The organism is Methylobacterium sp. SD274 (assembly GCF_017355285.1).
Lineage (GTDB): Bacteria > Pseudomonadota > Alphaproteobacteria > Rhizobiales > Beijerinckiaceae > Methylobacterium.
Genome location: NZ_JADIJP010000027.1, coordinates 24,966 through 44,734, shown reverse-complemented (window position 1 = coordinate 44,734; position 19,769 = coordinate 24,966). Strand labels below are relative to the sequence as shown.

Genomic DNA, 19,769 nt, shown 5'->3' with positions numbered 1-19,769 from the left:
ATGGGCATGCAACTCAACCCCGCCCAGCGCCTCGACTGGCTCCGGCTGATCCGCACCGAAGGCGTCGGCCCGCGCACCTTCCGCACCCTGATCAACCGGTTCGGCGGCGCCGGTGCGGCGCTGGAAGCCCTGCCGGACCTCGCGAAGCGCGGGGCCAAGCGCGTCGTGCCGGTGACGCGGGCGCAGGCGGAAGCCGAATTGGAGGCGGCGGCCAGGATCGGGGCCCGCCTCGTGGCCATGGGCGAGGACGATTACCCTAAGCTGCTCCAGGCCGCCGATTCGGCGCCGCCCCTGATCGCGATCCGGGGGCAGGCGGCGATCCTCTCTCGACCCGCCATCGCCATCGTCGGCTCCCGCAACGCCTCGGCCGCCGGCCTCGGCTTCACCGAGCGTCTGGCGCGGGGCCTCGGCGAGGCTGGCCTCGTGGTGGTCTCGGGGCTGGCGCGCGGCATCGATGCCCGCGCGCACAAGGCGTCCCTGGCCTCGGGGACGGTGGCGGTGCTCGCCGGGGGCCATGACCGGATCTATCCGGCCAATCATCAGGCCTTGGTGGAAAGCATTCTCGATTCCGGCGGCGCGGTGTTGGCCGAGATGCCCATGGGCTGGGAGCCCCGCGGCCGGGACTTTCCCCGGCGCAACCGCATCATCTCCGGCCTCGCCTATGGGACCGTGGTGGTGGAGGCCGCGCGGCGCTCGGGCTCGCTCATCACCGCGCGCTTCGCCCTCGAACAGGGCAGGGAGGTCTTCGCCGTGCCCGGCTCGCCCCTCGACCCGCGCGCCGAGGGCACCAACGACCTCATCCGCCAGGGCGCGACCCTGGTCTCGGAGGTGGAGCACGTCACTTCCGCCATCGCGCCGCTGCTCGGGCGCGGGGATTTCGAGCAGGAGAGTGGGCAACTCGCCCTCGACCGGCCCGACCTCGCCGACGCCCCGATCTTCTGGGACGAGCTCGACGGAATCGGCGGCCCGGCCCCCGAGGCGGAGGAGAAACTTGAGGGGCTGGAGCCCGAGGAGGCGGAACCCGCCGACGACCGCGCCCGCCTCATCGCCTATCTCAGCCCGACCCCCATCGGCACCGACGATCTCGCCCGCGCGGCGGGCCTCAGCGTGCGCATCGTCCAGACGACGCTGCTGGAACTCGAACTCGACGGCCGGATCGAGCGGCATGGCAGCGGAGCGGTGTCGCTGGTGTCATAGGGAGGACGAGTGTCCGTCTCTCTCGCCGCCTGCCTACTGGTTCGCCCATCGCGCGGGATGCGCTGTCCTGCTCTCCTCCCCAGCGGATCTCGGGCCTGCCCGAGATTCATCGAGCTTGTGGGGAGGAGTTGGAGGTGGGGGTGGTTGGGCGACCCTGATCCTTTGGAGGCTGGCGGAGCCACCCCCACTCCTAGCCTCTCCCCACAAGGGGGAGAGGGACGCGGTCTGCCTGAAAAAGCAGGTGTGGGAATGCCATAGCACCGCCCGCGCGGATGCGCGCGCTACCGCAAAAAGTCCCCGAACGAGCGTGGGCCGTCCGGCACCGGGATGTCCTTGATTACTTTCAGCGTCGTGGCGTCGATGACGCCCAGCGTGTTGGAGCCCCAGTTGGTCACGTAGAGGCGGCTGCCGTCGCGGGAGGCGGCGATGCCTTCCGGGTGGTCGCCCACCTCGATGGCCGCCACGTTGGTGAGGGTCTTCAGGTTGAACACCGTCACGGTGTTCGAATACTGGTCGGTGACGAAGCCCCGCGTGGCGGTCAGCGCCACCACGTAGGGCCGCTCGCCGGTGGTGACCCGGCCGAATTCCCGCCGTCCGGCCACATCGATGACGGAGACGTCGTTCGACATGACGTTGGCGGTGTAGGCGCGGGTGCCGGTCTCATCGAGGGTGATGCCGAACGGGTGCTCGCCGACCGGGATCTTCACCGTCTCGGTGGCGGTGGCCGCATCGACCAGGGAGACGGAATTGCCCTCGCGGTTGGCCACCAGGATCGTGGCGCCGTCCGGCGTCACCGCGATGCCCGAGGGCGAGGCGCCCACCTGGATCTCCGTCTCGATCTTGGAGCCGTCGGCCGAGACCACGAAGATGCGGCTACCATACCAGTCGGCCACGTAGACCACGCCGGATTTCGGATTGACGGCGACGCCGAGCGGGCCGCCGGGCAGGGCGAGCGTGCCCGTCACCGCGCGGGCGTCGAGATCGACGATGGCGAGGCCGTGGCCCTCGGGGCGGGTGACGTAGGCGGTCTTGCGATCGGGCGACAGGGCGATGCCGGCCGGCGCCCCGTCCACCGGGATCTGGGCGGTGACGACCTGCGTGTCGAGATCGACCACGGCGAGGATGTTGGCCCCCTGCGCCGTGATCAGGGCCTCGTCGGCGAGGGCGGGGGACGCGATCAACGCCAGGGTGAGAGCACCTGCACGAGCCATCCCGGCAATCCCCTCTCCCCGCATGCGGGGAGAGGGCCGCGACGACCCCGTCGTCGGCGCGGCGAGGCGGCAGCCGAGGGTGAGGGGGCGGGGCCGATAGCGTCTCATCCGGAATGGCCCCCTCACCGTCGCTTCGGCTTCGCCTGCGCTCATCGCGGACACGACGAGGTGCCCGCGATCCTCTCCCCGCGCGCGGGGAGAGGCGATGCGCACCGTCGCCGAGCCTTGGGACGTCCTTCGATCAAGAGCCCTTCTCGGCGTTGGCCTTCACGTTATCCAGGCCGGCCTTGTAGAGGCCGAGGACGGCCGCCTTGGAAGCCTCGTCGTTCAGGTCCGGCGGCGGATCGTTGTTCATGTAGCCGCGGTAGAACGCGCCGCGCCACGTCACCTTGGACTTGGCGCCGTCGCCCTCGACCTCGATGGTCGAGGAATAGTCGTTCACCGGCAGCGTCTTCACGTCCACCTTGGTGATCCGGTACATGTAGGTCTTCTTCTCGGCGTCGTATTTGGCGAGCTCTTCCTCGACCGTGGCGCCGCCCTTGAGGGTCAGGACGCGGGTGGCCTTGACCTCGTTGCCGCCCTTGCCCTCGGTCTTCTCGACCACGGGAATCCAACTGCCATCCTGGAAGTTGCCGAGCACGGCCCAGACCTTGTCGGCCGGGGCGTTGATCTCGATGGTCTGCGAGACCTTCTGGCGGGTCGGGCCATGGGCCTGCGCCGCGTAGGATACCGTGGCGAGCGCCGCCACGGCGGCCAGCGTCTTGAATCTCATCAACCCTGTCTCCTCGGGAACGCACCTTCTAGGGTGCTTGGGGGGCTCGTGCGAGAACCGGTTCGTCGCGCCCGAGGGCAGCGGCGACCTTGTCCTCGATCCAGTCCCAGGCCTCGCGCTCGGCGGGCCCGGCTGTCTTGGATATCGCGATGGCGTGGTAGCGCATCTCCGTCAGGATCTTGTCCGGCTCCAGCATGTGCAGGCGCGTCGACAGGATCGCCGCCTCCAGCACCGCACCTTGAGCCCGGTTGTAGCCGAAGAACGGCATATGGCTGGCGCTGTGTACCATGCGGGCACGATAGCGCGGGCGCGTCGCATCGTCCTCCACAGAGATCACCTCGAACTCGGCATGGCCGAAGCTCTCGGCGAGGCGCCGGCCCGGGATGCGGTCGCAGGGCAGTGTGGCCCAGTCGCGCCGCCCGGTGACCGCGCCGGCGATCACCCGCACGTCGCTCGGGCTCGACGCGGCGAAGACCGGGTTGGCCTCGAGGTTGAGGATGGTGGGGGAGGGCCGGAACGGGGCCAGCACCCAGTCCTCGCCCTCGCGGATGAGGCCGAAGGGCACGAGATGCAGGTCGCCGGAGGGCGAGGTGGTGGTGACGATGGTCTCGAGGATCAACGGCATCGGATCAGGACTCGCCGCTCTGGTCAGTCCGGTCGTTCGGGACGAATTTTCCGCAGACGATGCGGCCGCCCTCGTCCGAGAGCGCATCGCCGGCCCGCGACCGGCGGGGCTCGTTCGGGGCTGGCTCGATCGTCTCCGGCCTGGCCGCACCCGCTTCCGGGGGCACGGCATCGCGGGTGGCGCGCTCCACGCCGCCGGGGCCGGAATGCTTGGTATGCCCGGCCTTCTTGAAGGCAGTGGTGTCCTCGACCTCCTCGTCGGCGGCGACGCCCCAGCGCAGGGGCTCGTCCTGGACGTAGCGCTTGCCGAGGCGCCAGGCCGTCTCGGCCTTGGTCAGCTCGCCGCCGAGATAGAAGGCGTGGGCCCCGTCGGCGGCGACATCGAGATCGGGAAAGAACGCCATCGCATCGGTGCCGATCGTGTGGACGTCGCGGTTGAAGGCGTGGATGCCGTCCTCGGCCACCGCGATGCGGTAGTTCGGGTCGCGCACCTCCGCCGCCTGGGCGGCGATCTCCTCCGGGGTCTGCACGAAGGGGCGCTTGTCGTGCACGGCCAGCAATTGGCGTCCGTAGCCCTTGGGCAGGGCGGAATCGGCCTTTGCGGCGAACATCACCCGGCGGGCGGCGTCGTGCTCCTCCACCGTGCGCCGGGTGTGGTTGGAGACCTGGACGATCAGGACGTTGCGGATCGACAGTTCCGAGCACATGCCGACGAGGAGGGCGGTAACGCCGAGACTGTCGGCCTCGGTGAGTTCGGTGAGGTTGCCGGTGCCCATCATCATCTCGATGCCGGGCCAGCGCTTGCGCGTCTCGTGGTAACGCGTGATCGATTCGACGAAGCCGAAATGGATCGGCTCCAGGATCGGGTCGGCCATGTAGGGCCGGCCGGCCTTCTCCATGCGCTCGATGGCGCGGTCGAGGGAGGGCAGGTCGTCGGGCCGCATCGGCACCAGGATCGGCACCGCATCGGTCTCGAAGGCGAGGTCCAGAGTCTCCTCGTTGAGGCTCAGGAGAAAGTCGGCCCCGGCTTTCGCCCCGCGGGTCAACTCGTCGAGGGAGAACGAATCGACGCTGACCTTCAGCCCCGCCCCCTTCAGCAGGCGTACGCACTCTTCGAGATGCGGGAACTCGGTGTCGGGGAGGCCGCCGAGATCGATCACGTCGGCGCCGCGTCGCGCCAGGTCGAGGCCCTTGGCCAGGATCTGCTCGGGATTCATCTTCGAGGCATCGACGATCTCGGAGAAGATGCGCAGATCGTGTCGCGAGAGATCGACGTTGCGTCCCGCGAGGCCGAGATAGGCCGGAAGGTCGACCACCTCGTCTGGCCCGCGCTCCACCGGCAGGCCGAAATGGGCGGACAGCGCCTCCGGATTGGCGCGGCAGCGGCCCGGCAGGACGATGCGCGTGGCACCGTCGGGGATCGTCACGCGGCGGCGGATGATCTCCTCGGTCATCAGCGCGGCGACCTTCACACCGGCATCGGCGATGCTCCAGGTGAAGCGCTCGGCCGGCAGGGTCGCGGCGACCTTCTCCAGACGCGCCTTCGCCATCCGGCCGGTGATGAAGACGAGATGTTCGGGCGCGCTCACGCAGCGGCCCTTACGATATCGGCGCCCGGACCCTGGATCACGATCTCGCCAGCGTAGGACGCGGCGAAGGCGGGAAAGGCCGCATCGACCACGCCCATCCGGACGAGGTCGGACAGGCTGGCGCCTGCCGGGCGATCGATGGATTTCACCAGGATGCAGCGGGGCGCCTCGAGTTCGGTGGCGAGCCAGAGGGCGAGGCTGTCCGACGTGACGTCCCAGGTCTCGGGGATGGAAGGGTGTCCGTCTTTCAGCGCGACGGGGTCCCAGATGACGGACGCCTCGGCCGAGCAGGCTTCCATCACGCTGCCCACGATGGCGAGGCGCGGCTCGCCCTCCGAAAGCACCTCGGCCATCCGGCCCATGGCATCGAGGGCGAGGCGATGGGCGAGGGCGTCCGAGAAGCCCAGTTGCCCCTGGGCCTGACGCACCGCATCGGCGAACGGACCGCCGCCCGGCACGACGATGCAGCGGCCCTCGCCGCCATCCGCCAGGACGCCGAGAAGGCGTCCGAGCCGCGCCGCGTCCGAGACGAGGCTGCCGCCGAGCTTCACGATGGTGGGAGGCGCGCCCGTCACGCCGCGTTCCGCCGGTCGAGCCCGCGAAGAGTCTGCACGGCCAGTGCTACGCGCTCCGCGTCGAGGCCGCGCGTCCGGTCGCTGCCGAAGCAGAGGCCGCCGCGAAAGCCGAGATAATCCGGCCGGTGCGCGGCGAGGACGGCAATGTCGGCGATCGTCAGCGATCCCGCGAGACCGGAGAGCAGGCCATGGAGGCGGGCGTCGGCGGTGAAGGCCGAGAGGCGAGGGGCGGGCAGGAGGTCGCCGAGGCGCCGGCCGTCTTTGGCGGCGGTGTCGATCATCACCCCGGCAAAGCCCGCCCTGGCGAGGCGGCCGACGAGGTCGTCCGGCATCGGTGCTCCGGCGAAGAGAACCGCGATCAGGCGGCCGGGGGCGGCCCGCGCCGCGGCGGCGAGGGCGTCGTCGTCGAAATCGGCCCGCACGGCGACCTTGACGTAGCCGATGCCGGTCCCGGCCATCGCCGCGACCGATCCGGGCAGGGAGGCGGCGTCCTGCGGCTCGCCGGCCACCGCGCTGCTGACGGCCTCGTCCGCGATGGACGCGACGATCGCCCGGACCGTCTCGACCGGGAGCGCCCCGAGCGCGCCCCGGACGGGGTCCTTGGCATCGACGAGGTCGGCGCCTGCCCGCGCCGCCATCACGGCCTCGTCCGCGTCGCGGACGCTGACGAGGAGGCGGGGACGCGCGCGCAGATCGGATGACATCGGCTTCGACACGGAATGATGGGGCAACGGGAGACTCAGGATCGGTTGGGCAAGGGTTCGGCCAGGAGACGGTTCTTGACCACCCATCGCATGGCATGGGCCCATGTGTCGTCGGTATCGGCCCGGATCACCACCTGTCCAGCCCGCACGACCTTGCCGGAAGCGACGTCCGAGATGACGACGTAGAGATTGAAGATCTGGTTGGAGCCCTTCTCCACGAAACCATTGACGGCAAGATCGGCCCCGAGGCTCTTGGCGATGGTGGCGGCGCAGCCCTCGCATTTGAAGAGGGGAGCCTGCTTGGCGATCTCGGCGGCCTGGGGCGCCACGTCCACGACCTCCACCGCATTGCCGGCGGTGAGCGCCTTGCGGAGCTCCTCCGTGACCAGGGCGAGGCGTCTAGCCTCGTCGGGCCGCGCCTTGCGGCCGCCGACCACACCCGGATCGTTGAGTTCGATCCCGAAGATCGCCGCCTTGTCGGGGGCGGCGAGGGCCGGTTCCACCAATACCGGACCCGCCAGAATCGCGAGCACGGCGGCCCGCGCCACCGCGTGTCCGAGGCTGGGGAGTGGCAATGAAACCATGGGCTTGGCGCGACGAGACCTGACGAATGGGGACATGGCGAACCTGTGTCACGATCGATGCGGCCTGCGGCGGACACCGCGCCCGTGCCTTGAAAGTCGAGCAGTGACCGGATTTGACAAGTCGTGCAAATCGGCTCGCCCGCTCCGAGCGATCTCGCGTGTATTCGCGCTCATCGGCGCGCAAGCGACGCTCCGCCGCGCCTTAGGGTTTCCTTATGCTTCCGCGATTGAGCGTATCCGCGCAATGTTGTTAGCGTGCCGACCGTATGAACGCATCGCTCCTCTCCCGATCCGCCGCCCTCGTCCTCACGCTCAGCCTCGGCGGCACGGCGTCCCTCGCGGTGGCGCAGGAACCGGCGGCCTCCGCGCAGGCGGCGGAGGCCGCTCCGGGTGACACCCATATCGGCCTGATCTACCGGCCCGAGATCGCGCCGTCCTCTTACGATGCCGAGGCCGCGCCGGAGGATGAGGGCGTCGCCGGCGCCCGCATGGCGGTGAAGGACAACAACACGACCGGCCGCTTCACCAAGCAGACCTACGCACTCGACGAGGTCGCCCTCGCGGAAGGGAAAAGCGCCGTCGACGCCGCCCGCGATCTCGTGGGCAAGGGGATCCGTTATCTCGTCCTGGCGCTGCCGGCCGACGAGGTTCTGGCGGTCGCCGACGCGGTCAAAGGGGAGGGCGTGACCGTGTTCAACACCGCCGCGCCCGACGACCGCCTGCGCGGCGCCGAGTGCCGCAAAAACGTCTTCCACGTGATCCCCAGCCGGGCGATGCAGACCGACGCGCTGGCGCAATTCTTCACGCTGATGCGCTGGCGCAAGATGTTCCTAATTGTCGGCCCCAACGACAACGACAAGCTCTATGCCGACGCGTTCCGGGCCTCGGCCAAGAAGTTCTCCCTGAAGATCACCGCCGAGAAGCCCTGGACCTTCGGCCCTCTCGCCAAGGCGCGGGGCGACACGCCGACCCGCTCCGAGGCGATGGTCTTCACCCGAGGCGTCGATTACGACCTCGCCATCGTCGCCGACGAGGCCAATGATTGGGGCGACTACGTCCCTTTCCGCACGGTGGACCCCCGGCCGGTCGCGGGAACGCAGGGGCTCATCGCGGCCACCTGGCACCCGACTCTGGAGACCTGGGGGGCGGCGCAGGCGCAGAACCGCTTCCGGCGTCTCGCCGGCCGGCTGATGCGGCCCCTCGATTACCAGGTCTGGGCGGCCGTGCGCTCGGTGGGGGAGGCGGCGACGCAGAAGAAGACCGCCGATCCGGCCGTGCTCGCACCCTACTTCGCCGACCCGGCCTTCAGCCTGCCCGCCTACAAGGGCGTCTCGCTGACCTACCGTCCCTGGGACCATCAGCTGCGCCAGCCGATCATCGTGGTGCAGCCCAAGGCCATGGTGACCGTGGCGCCCGAACAGGGGTTCACCCATCAGCGCACGCCACTCGATACCCTCGGTGTCGACCTTCCCGAGACGGCGTGTCAATTCTGACGGTCCGCGAATGTTCGGGGATCTGCGAATTTTCGCGCCCGTCCTGCGGCAACGCGCTTGCGTTCCGCGTGCAGGCATGCGCTCCCCGTCAGGACAAACTGCACTATAATCACTGTCAATCGCGCAAAGAAGCGATGCCCAGGGAGAAGACGGAATGAGCCTCGGCTTCAAGGCAGGCGTGTGTGTGGCCGCCCTCGTCGGTGCGACGATGGCTCTGACCGCCACCGCGCAGGCCTACACGGTCTACGTGACCAACGAGAAGGGCAACACCGTCAGCGTCATCGACACGGCGACGATGGCCGTGACCGGAACCTGGAAGGTCGGTCGGCGCCCGCGCGGGGTGACGACGAGCAAGGACGGCAAGGAGCTGTTCGTCTGCGCCAGCGACGACGACCGCATCGACGTGCTCGACACCGCCACCGGCAAGGTGGTGCGCTCGCTCCGCTCCGGACCCGATCCGGAGCAGTTCATCCTCGGCCCCGGCGGCAACCCGCTCTACGTCGCCAACGAGGATGACAGCCAGGTCACGGTCATCGACATCGAGAAGAACAAGGTCCTGGCCGAGGTGCCCGTCGGTGTGGAGCCGGAGGGAATGGGTCTGTCGCCGGACGGCAAGATCCTGGTGAACACCTCCGAGACCACCAACATGGCGCATTTCATCGACACCACCACGTTCCAGGTGATCGATAACGTGCTGGTGGATGCGCGGCCGCGCTTCGCCGAATTCACCTCGGACGGGAAGTTCCTCTGGGTCTCGGCCGAGGTCGGCGGCACGATCAGCATCATCGACGTCGCCGCGCGGCGGGTCATCAAGAAGATCACCTTCAAGATCCCGGGCGTGAACGACGAGGCGATCCAGCCCGTGGGTATCCGCATCACCAAGGACGGGACCAAGGCCTTCGCAGCGCTCGGCCCCGCCAACCGCATCGCGGTGATCGACGCCAAGACCTACGAGGTTCAGAAGTACCTGCCCGTGGGACAGCGGGTCTGGCAGCTCGCCTTCACCCCGGACCAGAAGTTTCTGTTCTCCACCAACGGCTCCTCCAACGACGTCTCGGTGGTGGATGTGGAGGCGGACAAGGTGATCAAGAGCATCCCGGTGGGATTGCTGCCCTGGGGGGTGACGGTGTCGCCGAATTGAGGTGCACTTCCCCTCCCCACAAGGGGGAGGAGGGACGCGCGGATATGCCGAAGGACGGACCGCCTCAAGGCGGCCAACGGGAGGACGATCACATGACGAGGACGATGCGGACGATCACCCTCGCCCTGGCGGCCCTGCTCGCCACCGGGCCGGCCTCGGCCCTCGATCTCACGAAGAAGCGCTCCACCCTGCCGGATCTCGTCCTCGGCAATGAAGAGGGCAACGATTTCGTGGTCGAGAACCGGGAGATCGAACTCGAATCCGGCAAGGCCTATCGCCTGCGCATCGTCGCCAAGGGCCGGCAGGAATATAAGTTCTACGCCACCGAGTTCTTCCGCAACATCTGGTTCAACCAGATCGTGATCCAGCATCTCGAGATCCACGGCAGCGGCCCGCCGGACCACCTCGAATTCGACGATCCGGGCGAGATCGCCATCGAGTTCGTCACGATCAAGCCGGGCGAATATCCCTGGTCGATCCATGGACTCGAATCCAAGGGCATGACCGGCAAATTCATCGTCAAGTAAGGCAGGGCCTCCGCATGCGTCTCCTCATCCCGACCTTCGCCCTCCTCCTCGCCGCCGGCCCGGCGCTCGCCGACGACAAGGCCGCCTGTGCCGAGGGCATCGCCATGATCAAGGACGCCCTCGCCAAGGGGCCGTCCGAGACCGCCGCGCCGAAGCTCAAGAAGGCGCTCCGCGTGGCCGAGCGCGAGCAGGGCGAGGGCGAGTTCGACGAATGCCTCGATGCCGTCGGTGACGCCAAGCGGGCGATGAAGCCGTGAGCGACGGGGCAGGGGAGAGTGCGGCCCTCGATGTGGCCGGCGTGAGCCATCGCTTCGGCGCGCGCGCAGCCCTGTCCGACGTCTCGATCCGGGTGGAGCGGGGCCGGTTCATGGCCCTGCTCGGCCCCAACGGCGCCGGCAAGACCACCCTGTTCTCGGTGATCACCCGGCTCTACGCCAACCAGGATGGGCGGGTCTCGATCTTTGGCCACGGCCTCGACCGCGAGCCGTCCCGGGCGCTCGCCCGCCTCGGCGTGGTGTTCCAGGCCCGGACCCTCGATACCGACCTCACCGTCGAACAGAACCTCCTCTACCATGCCAGCCTGCATGGCATCGCGCGCCGGGCCGCGAAGGCCCGCATCGCTGCGCTGCTCGCTCGCGTGGGCCTGAGCGACCGGCGCGACGACAAGGTGCGCACCCTCTCCGGCGGCCAGTCGCGACGCATCGAAATCGCCCGCTCCCTAGTGCATGAGCCGAAACTCCTCCTCCTCGACGAGCCCACCGTGGGGCTCGATCTCGAATCGCGGGCCGACATCGTCGCCATCGTCCGTGCCCTGGTGCGGGAGGAGGGGCTTTCGGTCCTCTGGGCGACCCATATCTTCGAGGAGATCGACGCGGCCGACGACGCGGTCGTCCTTCACAAGGGCCGCATCGTCGCGCGGGGGACGGCCGCGTCCATCGCTGAAGGCGACGAGACTTTGGAAGCCGCCTTCCGGCGCCTCGTCGCCGAACCGCCGAGGCAGGCCGCATGACGAAGACCGTCGCCACCACCGTTTCGACGGCTGCGAACGTCACCGAAAAACCGGTGCCCCATCTCGGCCGCCTCGACGCGGTCGGCTACCTGATTTGCTTGGGCGGCATCGTCCGTCGCGAGCTTCTGCGGTTCTTCAACCAGAAGGAGCGGTTCTTCTCCGCCCTCGTGCGGCCGTTGGTCTGGCTGTTCATCTTCGCGGCGGGCTTCCGCAACACGCTCGGGGTCTCGATCGAGCCGCCCTACCAGACCTACGTCCTCTACGAGGTCTACGTGGTGCCGGGGCTGGCCGTGATGATCCAGCTCTTCAACGGCATGCAATCCTCGCTCTCGATGGTCTACGACCGCGAGGTCGGCTCGATGAAGGTGCTGCTGACGAGCCCGTATCCGCGCTGGCTGCTGCTGCTGGCCAAGCTGATCGCCGGCGTCACCGTCTCGGTGGTCCAGGCCTACGCCTTCCTCGCCATCGCCTGGTTCTGGGAGCTCGACATCCCGGCCATCGGTTACGTGGCGGCGCTGCCGGCCTTCATCGCTTCGGGGTTGATGCTCGGCGCCATCGGCCTGCTTCTGTCCTCGATGGTCAAGCAGCTCGAGAATTTCGCCAGCGTGATGAACTTCGTGATCTTCCCGATGTTCTTTGCTTCATCGGCTCTCTACCCGCTCTGGCGCATCCGCGAGTCGAGCGAGACGCTCTACCTGATCTGCATGGCCAATCCCTTCACCCATGCCGTCCAGCTCGTGCGCTTCGCCCTCTACGGGCAGTTCGAACCCGTGGCCTGCGCCGTCGTCCTGGGCACGACCATCGCCTTCTTCACCCTCGCCGTCATCGCCTACGATCCAGGTCGCGGCATCATGGCCCGGCGCGGCGGACCGGCCGGAGACAATTCATGATTTTTTCGCGGACATTCGTGCTGGCCATGGCGGCCGGCGCTCTCCTCTGTGGGCCGGCCCTCGCCCAGCCCAAGGCGGACCCGGACTGGCCCTGTGTCCAGCGCAAGGTCTCGACCCTGAGTCCCGGCACCGTCTGGACGGGGCCGGATCTGGAGGCCGCCGGCCCGTGGGGCGACGATTACGAGGCGGCCTCGCTCGCCCAGAAGATCGCCTCGCGCCGCACCGAGCTGAGCGAGGTCGATCCGCTGCTCGACGAGTTCGTCGCCAAGGCCGGTGACGAGAAGGCCAAGCGCCTGACGCGGGTCTTCGCCGGCGTGTTCGAGGTCGTCAACAACGAGCGCAGCCGGGTCATCGGCGGCATCGCGCGCTATGCCCAGGGACAGCGGCGCATGGCCGAGCGCATCCGCCAGGAGGCCGACCAGATCAGCGCGGTGAAGGACGGCCCGAGCGCCAACGACGCCCGCGAGATGCCCAAGGAGGCCTCGGAACTGGAGACGAAATTCGCCTGGGATCGGCGCATCTTCCAGGAGCGCAGCCAATCCTTGAACTATGTCTGCGAAGTGCCGACCCTGCTGGAGCAGCGGCTCGGCGAGGTCGCCCGCAAGATCCAGGCCCGCCTCTGACCCGACGGTCTCGACGCCCGCAAACCCGCATCCTCGTCAGGCCCGTCGAATCCCGGCGGGCCATTTTCTTGTCTCCTACGAAGTTCTCCGTGAGCCCGACCCATGGGCCACGCTCACGCAGGCCCGGTCTTCGATCCATGCGGCCGGGCGGGTCCCACTCACCGCGTTCGATTCGTCCGGCATGACGTGAGACCGCCACGTTCGAGGGGCCTGCTCAATCCAAGAATTCACCGAAAACATTCCGGCACCGTAGATTGCCGAATGATCCCGTTTGTCGTTCCTATTGGTCCCGAAGCCTCTGAATTCTCAGGTGAATTATGTTGCGCAGAGGTCACGCGAAGACACCATCTCCGTAAGACCCTTATGAGAATCGGTGAAACCCCTCGTCACCGGATTGTCCAAGCCCGATACGCTCCGCAACATTGATCAACGAGCCGGGAAAACCGGCCACGCTGTGGAAACCGAAGGGTCTTGGGACATGAAGAAGCGGACGCTGCGGAGCAGCCTCCTCGTTTCGGTAGCGCTGCTGCCGGGCGTCGCCTACGCGCAGGGCACGATCGTCGGCGGCCAGCAGGCCGTGACGCTGCAGGAGCTCGATGTCGTCGCCACCACGCCATCGGCGAGCGTGCGCAGCGCCCAGGGCGTCCTGCTCGGCCAGGAGCGTGACAAGCTTCCCCAGAATACCAGCGTCCTGACGTCTGCTGACGTGAACCGGGTCGGCACTCCGAGTGTGCTGCGCGCCCTCGACGAGCGGATCGGCTCGATCAGCATCAACAACGCGCAGGGCAATCCCTTCCAGCCGACCATCACCTATCGCGGCTTCGAAGCCTCGCCGCTGGGCGGAAGCCCGCAGGGCGTCGCCGTCTACGTGAACGGCAACCGCTTCAACACCTCGTTCGGCGACACCGTGCAGTGGGACCTCATCCCCGACATCGCCGTCGACCGCATCGAGCTCGAAGGCTCGAACCCGGCCTACGGCCTCAACGCCCTCGGCGGCGCCCTGAGCGTGCAGCTCAAGAACGGCTTCACCTATCAGGGCACCGAATTGAACCTCTCGGGCGGCTCGTTCGGGCGCTTCGGCGGCTCGTTCCAGCACGGACAGCGCTCGGACAATGTCGGCCTCTACATCGCCGGGACCGCGCTCTCGGAGAACGGATGGCGCAAGCACTCGCCCTCGCGCCTGCGCCAGTTCTACGGCGATCTCGGCGTGCAGGCGGAGAAGGGTGAGTTCCACCTCAACTTCATGGGCGCGGTCAACAGCCTGACCGGTAACGGAACCCTGCCGGTCGACCTGCTCGATTTCCGGCGCAACGAGGTCTTCACCTATCCCGACAAGACGCTGAACGCCTTCGGGCGGATCGGGATCTCGGGCAACTACGACATCTCGCCCACGGTCACCCTTTCCGGCAACGCCTATTACGGCCGGTTCGAGCAGAACACGGCCAATGGCGACGCCGCCGAGGTGGAGCGCTGCGAGGAGAACGAGCGCTTCCTCTGCTCGGAAGGCGCCAACGAGGAGCAGTTCTTCCTGCGCGACCGGTTGAACCGCCGCGTCCAGGCGAGCAGCATCCGGACGGCGAACTTCGCCCGGCTTCCGGCCTTCGCCGAGCGGTTCGACGAGGGCGGCCCCTACGCCTTCCTCAACTCGACCCGGACCAACACCGAGAATTTCGGTGTTTCGGTCCAGACCACCGTGCGTGAGACGCTGTTCGGCCTGCCCAACCGCTTCGTCCTCGGCGGTTCGTACGATGGCGGCCGCACGGCCTTCACCGCCGACAATGCCGTTGGCGGCCTGACCTTCGACCGCGGCTTCTACGGGCCCGGCGTTGTCGTGCGCAGCGACGACAACTCGATCACCCCGGTGAGCGTGAAGTCGAGCAACGATTACGGCGGCATCTTCCTGTCGAACAACACCGACCTGACCGACCGCCTGACCCTGACGCTGCAGGGCCGCTTCAACATGGCCAAGATCGTGCTGGAAGATCAGCTCGGCACGGCGCTGAACGGCAACCACTACTTCCAGCGGTTCAACCCTGGCATCGGCGCGAGCTACAAGATCGTGCCCGACTTCCTCACCGTCTATGGCGGGTATGTCGAGGCGAACCGCGCGCCCACCCCGGCCGAGCTCTCCTGCGCCGATCCTCTCGCCCCGTGCTCGCTCACCAACTTCTTCGTCGGCGATCCGCCGCTGAAGCAGGTCATCTCGCGCACGGTCGAGGCGGGTTTCCGCGGCAAGCTGCCCTCGCCGATCGAGCTCGGGGTGCTGAGCTGGAAGGCCGGCGTCTTCCGCGCCCGCAACGAGGATGACATCACCTTCGTGCCGTCCGACATCACCATCGGCCGCGCCTATTTCCAGAATGTCGGTTCCACCCGCCGCCAGGGCGTCGAGGCGAGTCTCGCCATCACCACCCCGGTCTGGAACGCCTTCGTCGATTACGCCTTCGTCGACGCGACCTTCCAGTCGCCGCTGACCCTGGCCTCCGGCGGCAACCCGTTCGCCACCCCGAACCCGGCCCAGCCGGACAATTCGGAAGCCAACCAGATCTTCGTGAGACGCGGCGACAAGCTTCCCGGCGTCGCGCCGCATCAGGTCAAGATCGGTGTCCAGTACATGGTCACGCCGGAATGGAAGGTCGGCGTGCTCGCCCGCGTCGCCACCGGCAAGTTCCTCGTCGGCGACGAATCGAACCTCAACAAGACCACCGGCAACTACGCGGTCATCGGGTTCAACACGAGCTACCGGGTGAGCGAGAATCTGGAGGTCTACGGCTATGTCGAGAACGCGCTGAACGCGAATTACGCGACCTTCGGCACCTTCTCGCCGGTCGGCGAGGTTCCGATCCTGGCCCTGCCCAATGCCAGCTCCAACCGAAGCCTGGCACCCGGCGCGCCGATCGCGGCCTATGGCGGAATGCGCATCTTCTGGTAGGCGCCCTCGAGCCCCTACGTTGGGCCACCGCTCCGGAGACGGAGCGGTGGCCTTTTTTGTCGGTCGCCACATTCGGTCGCCACGTTCGGTCACCATGTGCGGCGGAGTGTCCCGTCAGGGGATGATCGGCCCCGGCTCGACGATGTCGCAGCAACATGCGGGGTGATTCGAGCGTTGGCGTGCCATGTTCGACATCATCGGAAAGCATCGCATGACCAAGGCCCCCAGCGAGACCAGGACGTCCTCGACCAAGGCGCATTCGCCGACTACGGCCTCGCCGCTGATCCGCATCCTCGCGCCCGCCCTCGTCTTCACCGCCATTGCGGGTCCGGCCTTCGCCTCGGCCTGTTCCGACCAGATCGCCACGATCGAGCGTCGCCTCAACAGTTCCGGCGCCGTGTCGGTCACCGGCACCGCCTCGGCCGACGGCAAGGTCGCCACCAACCCGTCGATGGGCCTCGACGCGCCTCCCGGCGGAAAGCCCACCGACGCCTCGACCACTCCCAATGCCAAGAGCATCGACCACGCCCGTCACCTGATCGAGCAGGCGCGCAAGCAGGAAGCGGCTGGCGATGCCAAGGGCTGCGAGAACACGATGACCGAGGCCAAGAAGGCGGCAGGCTCGCTGCCGTAGCAAAAGGCCCGATCACGCCGGCTTTCGGCGCAAGAACGGAAAGAGGCCGCCCTTCGCGATGCGAGGGGCGGCCTCTTTCGTGGTTGGGTCCCACATCGGACCTCACTGCCCCTGACCTATGTGTCAGGGGCGGTGAGGCTGGGTTCAATAGGCGTTCTTGGTGGTGACGAGGGACAGAGGCGTCGCTAGCATGATCTGCACGTCGAACAGGATGGACCAATTCTCGATGTAGTAGAGATCGTGGTCGACGCGGCGCTGGATCTTCTCGTCCGTGTCGGTCTCGCCGCGCCAGCCGTTGATCTGGGCCCAGCCGGTGATGCCGGGCTTGACCTTGTGGCGGGCGAAATACCCATCGACCACCTGGTCGTAGAGGGTGGTGCTGGTCGTGGCCTGAACCGCATGGGGGCGCGGCCCGACCAGGGACAATTCCCCCTTCAGGACGTTGAACAGCTGCGGCAGCTCGTCCAGCGACGTCCTGCGGATGAAGCGGCCGAGGGGCGTGACCCGAGGGTCGCCGCGCGTCACCTGCTTCGACGCGGTGAAATCGGACTGGTCGGCATACATCGACCTGAACTTGTAGACCTCGATCGTCTCGTTGTTGAAGCCGAGACGCTTCTGCCGGAACAGGATCGGACCCGGCGAGGTGACGCGGACGGCGATCGCCAGACCGAGCATGACCGGCGCCAGCACGACCAGCATGGCTGCGCCGACGACGCGATCGAAGATGGCCTTGGTGACGATGTCCCAATCGGCCATCGGCTTATCGAACACGTCGAGGACCGGGACGGAGCCAAGATAGGAATAGGCCCTCGGGCGCAGCTTGAGCTTCGTCGCCTTGGCGGAGAGGCGGATGTCGATGGGCAGCACCCAGAGCTTGGCCAACATCTGGAGCAGCCGATCCTCGGCCGCGATCGGAAGCGTGAAGATCACGAGGTCGAGGCGGGTCGAGCGCGCGTAATCCACGAGGTCGCTCACCGTGCCGAGCTTCGGGTAGCCGGCGACGACCGAGGAGGACCGGTTGTCCCCCCGATCGTCGAAGACGCCGACGATGCGGATGCCGGATTCGGTTTCCGCCTCGAGGGAGCGGATGAGCTCTTCCGCCAGCGGGCCGCCACCGACGATGGCCGTGCGCCTGTCGAACTGCCCGCGCAGCATGCGCGCCGTGACGAAGCGGAGGAGGGCGAAGCGTCCTGCGAGGAGCAGGACGAGCCCCAGGCCGTAGAACGTGGCGAGCCAGATCCGGGAATAATGGTCCGCGACCTTGGCGAAGACCATCGCCGTGGCGACGACGAGGAAGGTCAGCGACCAGGCGGCGGTCAGGCGCAGGGCCGGTTTGAAGAAGGTCCGGAAGGCGGCGATCCGGTAACTGCCGAAGATCTGGAACGACGCGACCGCCAGCACGGCCACGGCCAGGATCGCCGTGGAATAGCTCCACCCCAGGCCGACCGTGCCGCCGATCTGAACGCGATGCACGGCAAAGCCGAAGAGGGCGATGAGGAGCAGATCCGCCAGCCGAACGCTGCCCGAGAGCACGACGGGAGACAGCACGCCGCCATGATCGCGCGGCGCCCCGATTTCGGCGGGGGGAATGGTCGACGGGGCAGGGCCATACTGGGACGCATCTCCCGCTTTGGGCTGGCTGGGTTGCCCCGCCGCCTTCAGAAGGTCGCGAACGTCGAAGGCGCTCATCGTTTGCTCTCGTTCAAGCTTTCCGCCGATGCGATGGAAGAGGATGCCAGACCGACATCACGGAACGTTTAACGAGGTTCTGGCCGCCAAAGCATGGCGAAGAGCAAGTCAGCGTCACTGTAGCGGTTCCTTCATCACAGGCAGCGATGCTTCGTGCATCGATTTATCTCGACGCTGCAGGGCGGCGGCGTAGCCCGACAGGACATCCGCCCCCATCCGCCGCATGGAGAAGCGGGCCCGCACCGAGTCACTGAGAGCTCGGGCTCGGGCGGCGCCCTCGGCGGTGTCTTCGTCGAGCAGGCGGACAATGGCGTTCTTGAGGGCAACGGGATCTCCGGGTCTGACGAGATCCGTTGCCGCCGTTCCGAAGATTTCCGGGATGCCGCCGACATTGGTGGAGACGAGGGGCTGCTGCGCGGCGGCGGCTTCCAGCACCACGTAGGGCAGGGATTCGGCGAGCGACGGGACTACCATGATCCGTCCCTTCGTCAGGGCGATCCGGATCGGCTGGGGCGGCTCGAACGCCACCGCGCCCGATAGGCCGAGCTTCCGGGCCCTCTCCACGAGCTGGTCTTCATCCGGGCCGGAACCGACCATCAGCAGGCGGGTGGGGCGCCCCTCGGCGCGGAGCGCCACCAGGGTGTCGAGCAGGACCGGGATGCCCTTCGCCTCGCGCAACTCGCCGATATAGAGGAGGTCGTAGGCGTCCGCCCGGTGCAGGACCGGTGCGAACTCCACCTCGTCGATGCCGTTATGGACGATCCGCACGGTATGGGGTCTGCTCCCCACGAAGCGGCCATGCCGACCGGCGACATATTCGCTCTCGAACAGGAACACGTCGGTCCGCGTCGCCAGCAGGCGCTCGACCCCCATATACAGGCGGTGGCGCAGCGTGCCGGGCTTGTAATTGTAGCTGCCGCCATGGGGGGTATAGGCCCTGATCGGCGAGGCTACGCCCGCTGGCAGGCGGGCGATGCGCGCATAGGCGCCACCCTTGGCGCCATGTCCGTGCAGGATCGTGGCGCGGATCTCCGCGGCCCGCCTCGCAACCGCCCGGACCACCACGATGTCCGAAAGATGCGGGTTGCGCCGCATGGGAACCCGGACGATGCCGAGCGCGAGATGGGGCAGGAGCTCGTTCAGAGCCTGGACCGCTCGCTCGCCGCCGGTGGACGCATCGCAGACGAGCCCGATCTCGTGCCCGGCGGCGGACTGGATCCTGATCAGGTCGCAGACGTGGCGGAACAGCCCTCCCACCGGCGCACGGAACACGTGCAGGATGCGATGGACGGCCTCGCCCGCGCTGCTGGCGGGGCCGACGGACAGAACGGAGGCGGACGCACTCACGACGGACAAGCTCCACGCGACGACCATTCCAGCCGAATGGCGGTACGATGTCGACGGACACTGGTCCCCAGAGATGGTGCGATCGTTAAGGGCCATCCGCCTGGGCCTCGATTTGGGCCGGCGAACGCCCTGAAACCTCCCGTTCGGTTAGGCAGCCCCTAACGCACCGTCGTCGATCCCGTATCCTCGCCGTCGCCGAAGCCCTGCACTCGCCTAGGCGTGGAGAAGCCC

19 protein-coding genes are annotated in these 19,769 nt (G+C 67.8%); 10 read left to right on the top strand and 9 right to left on the bottom strand.

Annotation, left to right across the window (positions count from 1 at the left end; translation table 11 throughout):
* Positions 1 to 6 precede the first annotated feature (6 nt).
* Complete coding sequence (gene dprA, locus IPV08_RS19660) at positions 7 to 1,197, top strand: DNA-processing protein DprA (RefSeq protein ID WP_207413134.1); 1,191 nt, start codon at positions 7 to 9, stop codon at positions 1,195 to 1,197.
* Between the two features lie 281 nt (positions 1,198 to 1,478).
* Here dprA and IPV08_RS19655 read toward each other — a convergent pair whose 3' ends face one another.
* The 7 genes from IPV08_RS19655 to IPV08_RS19625 form a co-directional block, all read right to left on the bottom strand.
* Positions 1,479 to 2,408, bottom strand: a complete 930-nt coding sequence (locus tag IPV08_RS19655) for a beta-propeller fold lactonase family protein (RefSeq protein ID WP_207413116.1) — start codon at positions 2,406 to 2,408, stop codon at positions 1,479 to 1,481.
* A 241-nt stretch (positions 2,409 to 2,649) separates the two neighbouring features.
* The gene (locus IPV08_RS19650; protein ID WP_207413115.1) at positions 2,650 to 3,180 is read right to left on the bottom strand and encodes an SRPBCC family protein; all 531 of its coding nucleotides are present in this window, start codon (positions 3,178 to 3,180) and stop codon (positions 2,650 to 2,652) included.
* Between the two features lie 28 nt (positions 3,181 to 3,208).
* Entirely contained in the window at positions 3,209 to 3,805 is a 597-nt protein-coding gene (locus IPV08_RS19645) for a DUF447 domain-containing protein (RefSeq protein WP_056454114.1), read from the bottom strand.
* A gap of 4 nt (positions 3,806 to 3,809) precedes the next feature.
* Positions 3,810 to 5,393, bottom strand: a complete 1,584-nt coding sequence (locus tag IPV08_RS19640) for a DUF6513 domain-containing protein (protein ID WP_207413114.1) — start codon at positions 5,391 to 5,393, stop codon at positions 3,810 to 3,812.
* Positions 5,390 to 5,968 carry a uridylate kinase gene (locus IPV08_RS19635; RefSeq protein WP_207413113.1) on the bottom strand — a complete coding sequence of 193 codons (579 nt, stop codon included), beginning with the start codon at positions 5,966 to 5,968 and terminating at the stop codon, positions 5,390 to 5,392. The genes IPV08_RS19640 and IPV08_RS19635 overlap by 4 nt, the downstream gene beginning before the upstream one ends.
* Positions 5,965 to 6,672 (bottom strand): (5-formylfuran-3-yl)methyl phosphate synthase, encoded by a 708-nt coding sequence (locus tag IPV08_RS19630; protein WP_207413112.1) that lies wholly within the window; start codon positions 6,670 to 6,672, stop codon positions 5,965 to 5,967. Before IPV08_RS19630 ends, IPV08_RS19635 begins: the two co-directional genes overlap by 4 nt.
* Before the next feature lie 35 nt (positions 6,673 to 6,707).
* Positions 6,708 to 7,256: a DUF3280 domain-containing protein gene (locus IPV08_RS19625; RefSeq protein WP_207413111.1), complete on the bottom strand. Its 549-nt coding sequence runs from the start codon at positions 7,254 to 7,256 to the stop codon at positions 6,708 to 6,710.
* A 266-nt stretch (positions 7,257 to 7,522) separates the two neighbouring features.
* Here IPV08_RS19625 and IPV08_RS19620 point away from each other — a divergent pair, with 266 nt between their 5' ends.
* The 9 genes from IPV08_RS19620 to IPV08_RS19580 all read left to right on the top strand — a co-directional run bounded on the left by IPV08_RS19620 (position 7,523) and on the right by IPV08_RS19580 (position 16,502).
* On the top strand, positions 7,523 to 8,749 hold the full coding sequence (locus IPV08_RS19620) for an ABC transporter substrate-binding protein (protein ID WP_207413110.1): 1,227 nt from the start codon (positions 7,523 to 7,525) through the stop codon (positions 8,747 to 8,749).
* Between the two features lie 154 nt (positions 8,750 to 8,903).
* The gene (locus tag IPV08_RS19615) at positions 8,904 to 9,890 is read left to right on the top strand and encodes a YVTN family beta-propeller repeat protein (protein ID WP_207413109.1); all 987 of its coding nucleotides are present in this window, start codon (positions 8,904 to 8,906) and stop codon (positions 9,888 to 9,890) included.
* A 92-nt stretch (positions 9,891 to 9,982) separates the two neighbouring features.
* Positions 9,983 to 10,417, top strand: coding sequence for a hypothetical protein (locus IPV08_RS19610; protein ID WP_207413108.1), 435 nt, complete (start codon positions 9,983 to 9,985; stop codon positions 10,415 to 10,417).
* Positions 10,418 to 10,431: 14 nt separating this feature from the next.
* Positions 10,432 to 10,674 (top strand): hypothetical protein, encoded by a 243-nt coding sequence (locus tag IPV08_RS19605; protein ID WP_056424355.1) that lies wholly within the window; start codon positions 10,432 to 10,434, stop codon positions 10,672 to 10,674.
* A complete protein-coding gene (locus IPV08_RS19600; RefSeq protein WP_056424352.1) occupies positions 10,671 to 11,426 on the top strand; it encodes an ABC transporter ATP-binding protein in 756 nt (251 codons plus the stop codon). Before IPV08_RS19605 ends, IPV08_RS19600 begins: the two co-directional genes overlap by 4 nt.
* Entirely contained in the window at positions 11,423 to 12,316 is an 894-nt protein-coding gene (locus tag IPV08_RS19595; RefSeq protein WP_207413107.1) for an ABC transporter permease, read from the top strand. Before IPV08_RS19600 ends, IPV08_RS19595 begins: the two co-directional genes overlap by 4 nt.
* Positions 12,313 to 12,939, top strand: coding sequence for a hypothetical protein (locus IPV08_RS19590; protein ID WP_207413106.1), 627 nt, complete (start codon positions 12,313 to 12,315; stop codon positions 12,937 to 12,939). The genes IPV08_RS19595 and IPV08_RS19590 overlap by 4 nt, the downstream gene beginning before the upstream one ends.
* Before the next feature lie 478 nt (positions 12,940 to 13,417).
* Complete coding sequence (locus tag IPV08_RS19585) at positions 13,418 to 15,868, top strand: TonB-dependent receptor (protein WP_207413105.1); 2,451 nt, start codon at positions 13,418 to 13,420, stop codon at positions 15,866 to 15,868.
* A gap of 211 nt (positions 15,869 to 16,079) precedes the next feature.
* Positions 16,080 to 16,502, top strand: coding sequence for a hypothetical protein (locus IPV08_RS19580; protein ID WP_244478121.1), 423 nt, complete (start codon positions 16,080 to 16,082; stop codon positions 16,500 to 16,502).
* A gap of 144 nt (positions 16,503 to 16,646) precedes the next feature.
* On the opposite strand, the gene IPV08_RS19575 is transcribed toward IPV08_RS19580, so the two are convergent.
* Positions 16,647 to 18,191, bottom strand: a complete 1,545-nt coding sequence (locus IPV08_RS19575) for an undecaprenyl-phosphate glucose phosphotransferase (protein ID WP_207413104.1) — start codon at positions 18,189 to 18,191, stop codon at positions 16,647 to 16,649.
* 114 nt (positions 18,192 to 18,305) lie between these two features.
* Positions 18,306 to 19,538: a glycosyltransferase family 4 protein gene (locus IPV08_RS19570; RefSeq protein WP_348646161.1), complete on the bottom strand. Its 1,233-nt coding sequence runs from the start codon at positions 19,536 to 19,538 to the stop codon at positions 18,306 to 18,308.
* Between the last annotated feature and the right edge of the window lie 231 nt (positions 19,539 to 19,769).

Bases quoted from the DNA above. Each gene is read 5' to 3' on its own strand.
- IPV08_RS19645 (WP_056454114.1), bottom strand. From the start codon at position 3,805: ATGCCGTTGATCCTCGAGACCATCGTCACCACCACCTCGCCCTCCGGC.
- IPV08_RS19620 (WP_207413110.1), top strand. From the start codon at position 7,523: ATGAACGCATCGCTCCTCTCCCGATCCGCCGCCCTCGTCCTCACGCTC.
- IPV08_RS19605 (WP_056424355.1), top strand. From the start codon at position 10,432: ATGCGTCTCCTCATCCCGACCTTCGCCCTCCTCCTCGCCGCCGGCCCG.
- IPV08_RS19590 (WP_207413106.1), top strand. From the start codon at position 12,313: ATGATTTTTTCGCGGACATTCGTGCTGGCCATGGCGGCCGGCGCTCTC.
- IPV08_RS19630 (WP_207413112.1), bottom strand. From the start codon at position 6,672: ATGTCATCCGATCTGCGCGCGCGTCCCCGCCTCCTCGTCAGCGTCCGC.
- IPV08_RS19615 (WP_207413109.1), top strand. From the start codon at position 8,904: ATGAGCCTCGGCTTCAAGGCAGGCGTGTGTGTGGCCGCCCTCGTCGGT.
- IPV08_RS19575 (WP_207413104.1), bottom strand. From the start codon at position 18,191: ATGAGCGCCTTCGACGTTCGCGACCTTCTGAAGGCGGCGGGGCAACCC.
- IPV08_RS19625 (WP_207413111.1), bottom strand. From the start codon at position 7,256: ATGGTTTCATTGCCACTCCCCAGCCTCGGACACGCGGTGGCGCGGGCC.
- dprA (WP_207413134.1), top strand. From the start codon at position 7: ATGCAACTCAACCCCGCCCAGCGCCTCGACTGGCTCCGGCTGATCCGC.
- IPV08_RS19610 (WP_207413108.1), top strand. From the start codon at position 9,983: ATGACGAGGACGATGCGGACGATCACCCTCGCCCTGGCGGCCCTGCTC.
- IPV08_RS19580 (WP_244478121.1), top strand. From the start codon at position 16,080: ATGACCAAGGCCCCCAGCGAGACCAGGACGTCCTCGACCAAGGCGCAT.
- IPV08_RS19585 (WP_207413105.1), top strand. From the start codon at position 13,418: ATGAAGAAGCGGACGCTGCGGAGCAGCCTCCTCGTTTCGGTAGCGCTG.
- IPV08_RS19595 (WP_207413107.1), top strand. From the start codon at position 11,423: ATGACGAAGACCGTCGCCACCACCGTTTCGACGGCTGCGAACGTCACC.
- IPV08_RS19650 (WP_207413115.1), bottom strand. From the start codon at position 3,180: ATGAGATTCAAGACGCTGGCCGCCGTGGCGGCGCTCGCCACGGTATCC.
- IPV08_RS19655 (WP_207413116.1), bottom strand. From the start codon at position 2,408: ATGGCTCGTGCAGGTGCTCTCACCCTGGCGTTGATCGCGTCCCCCGCC.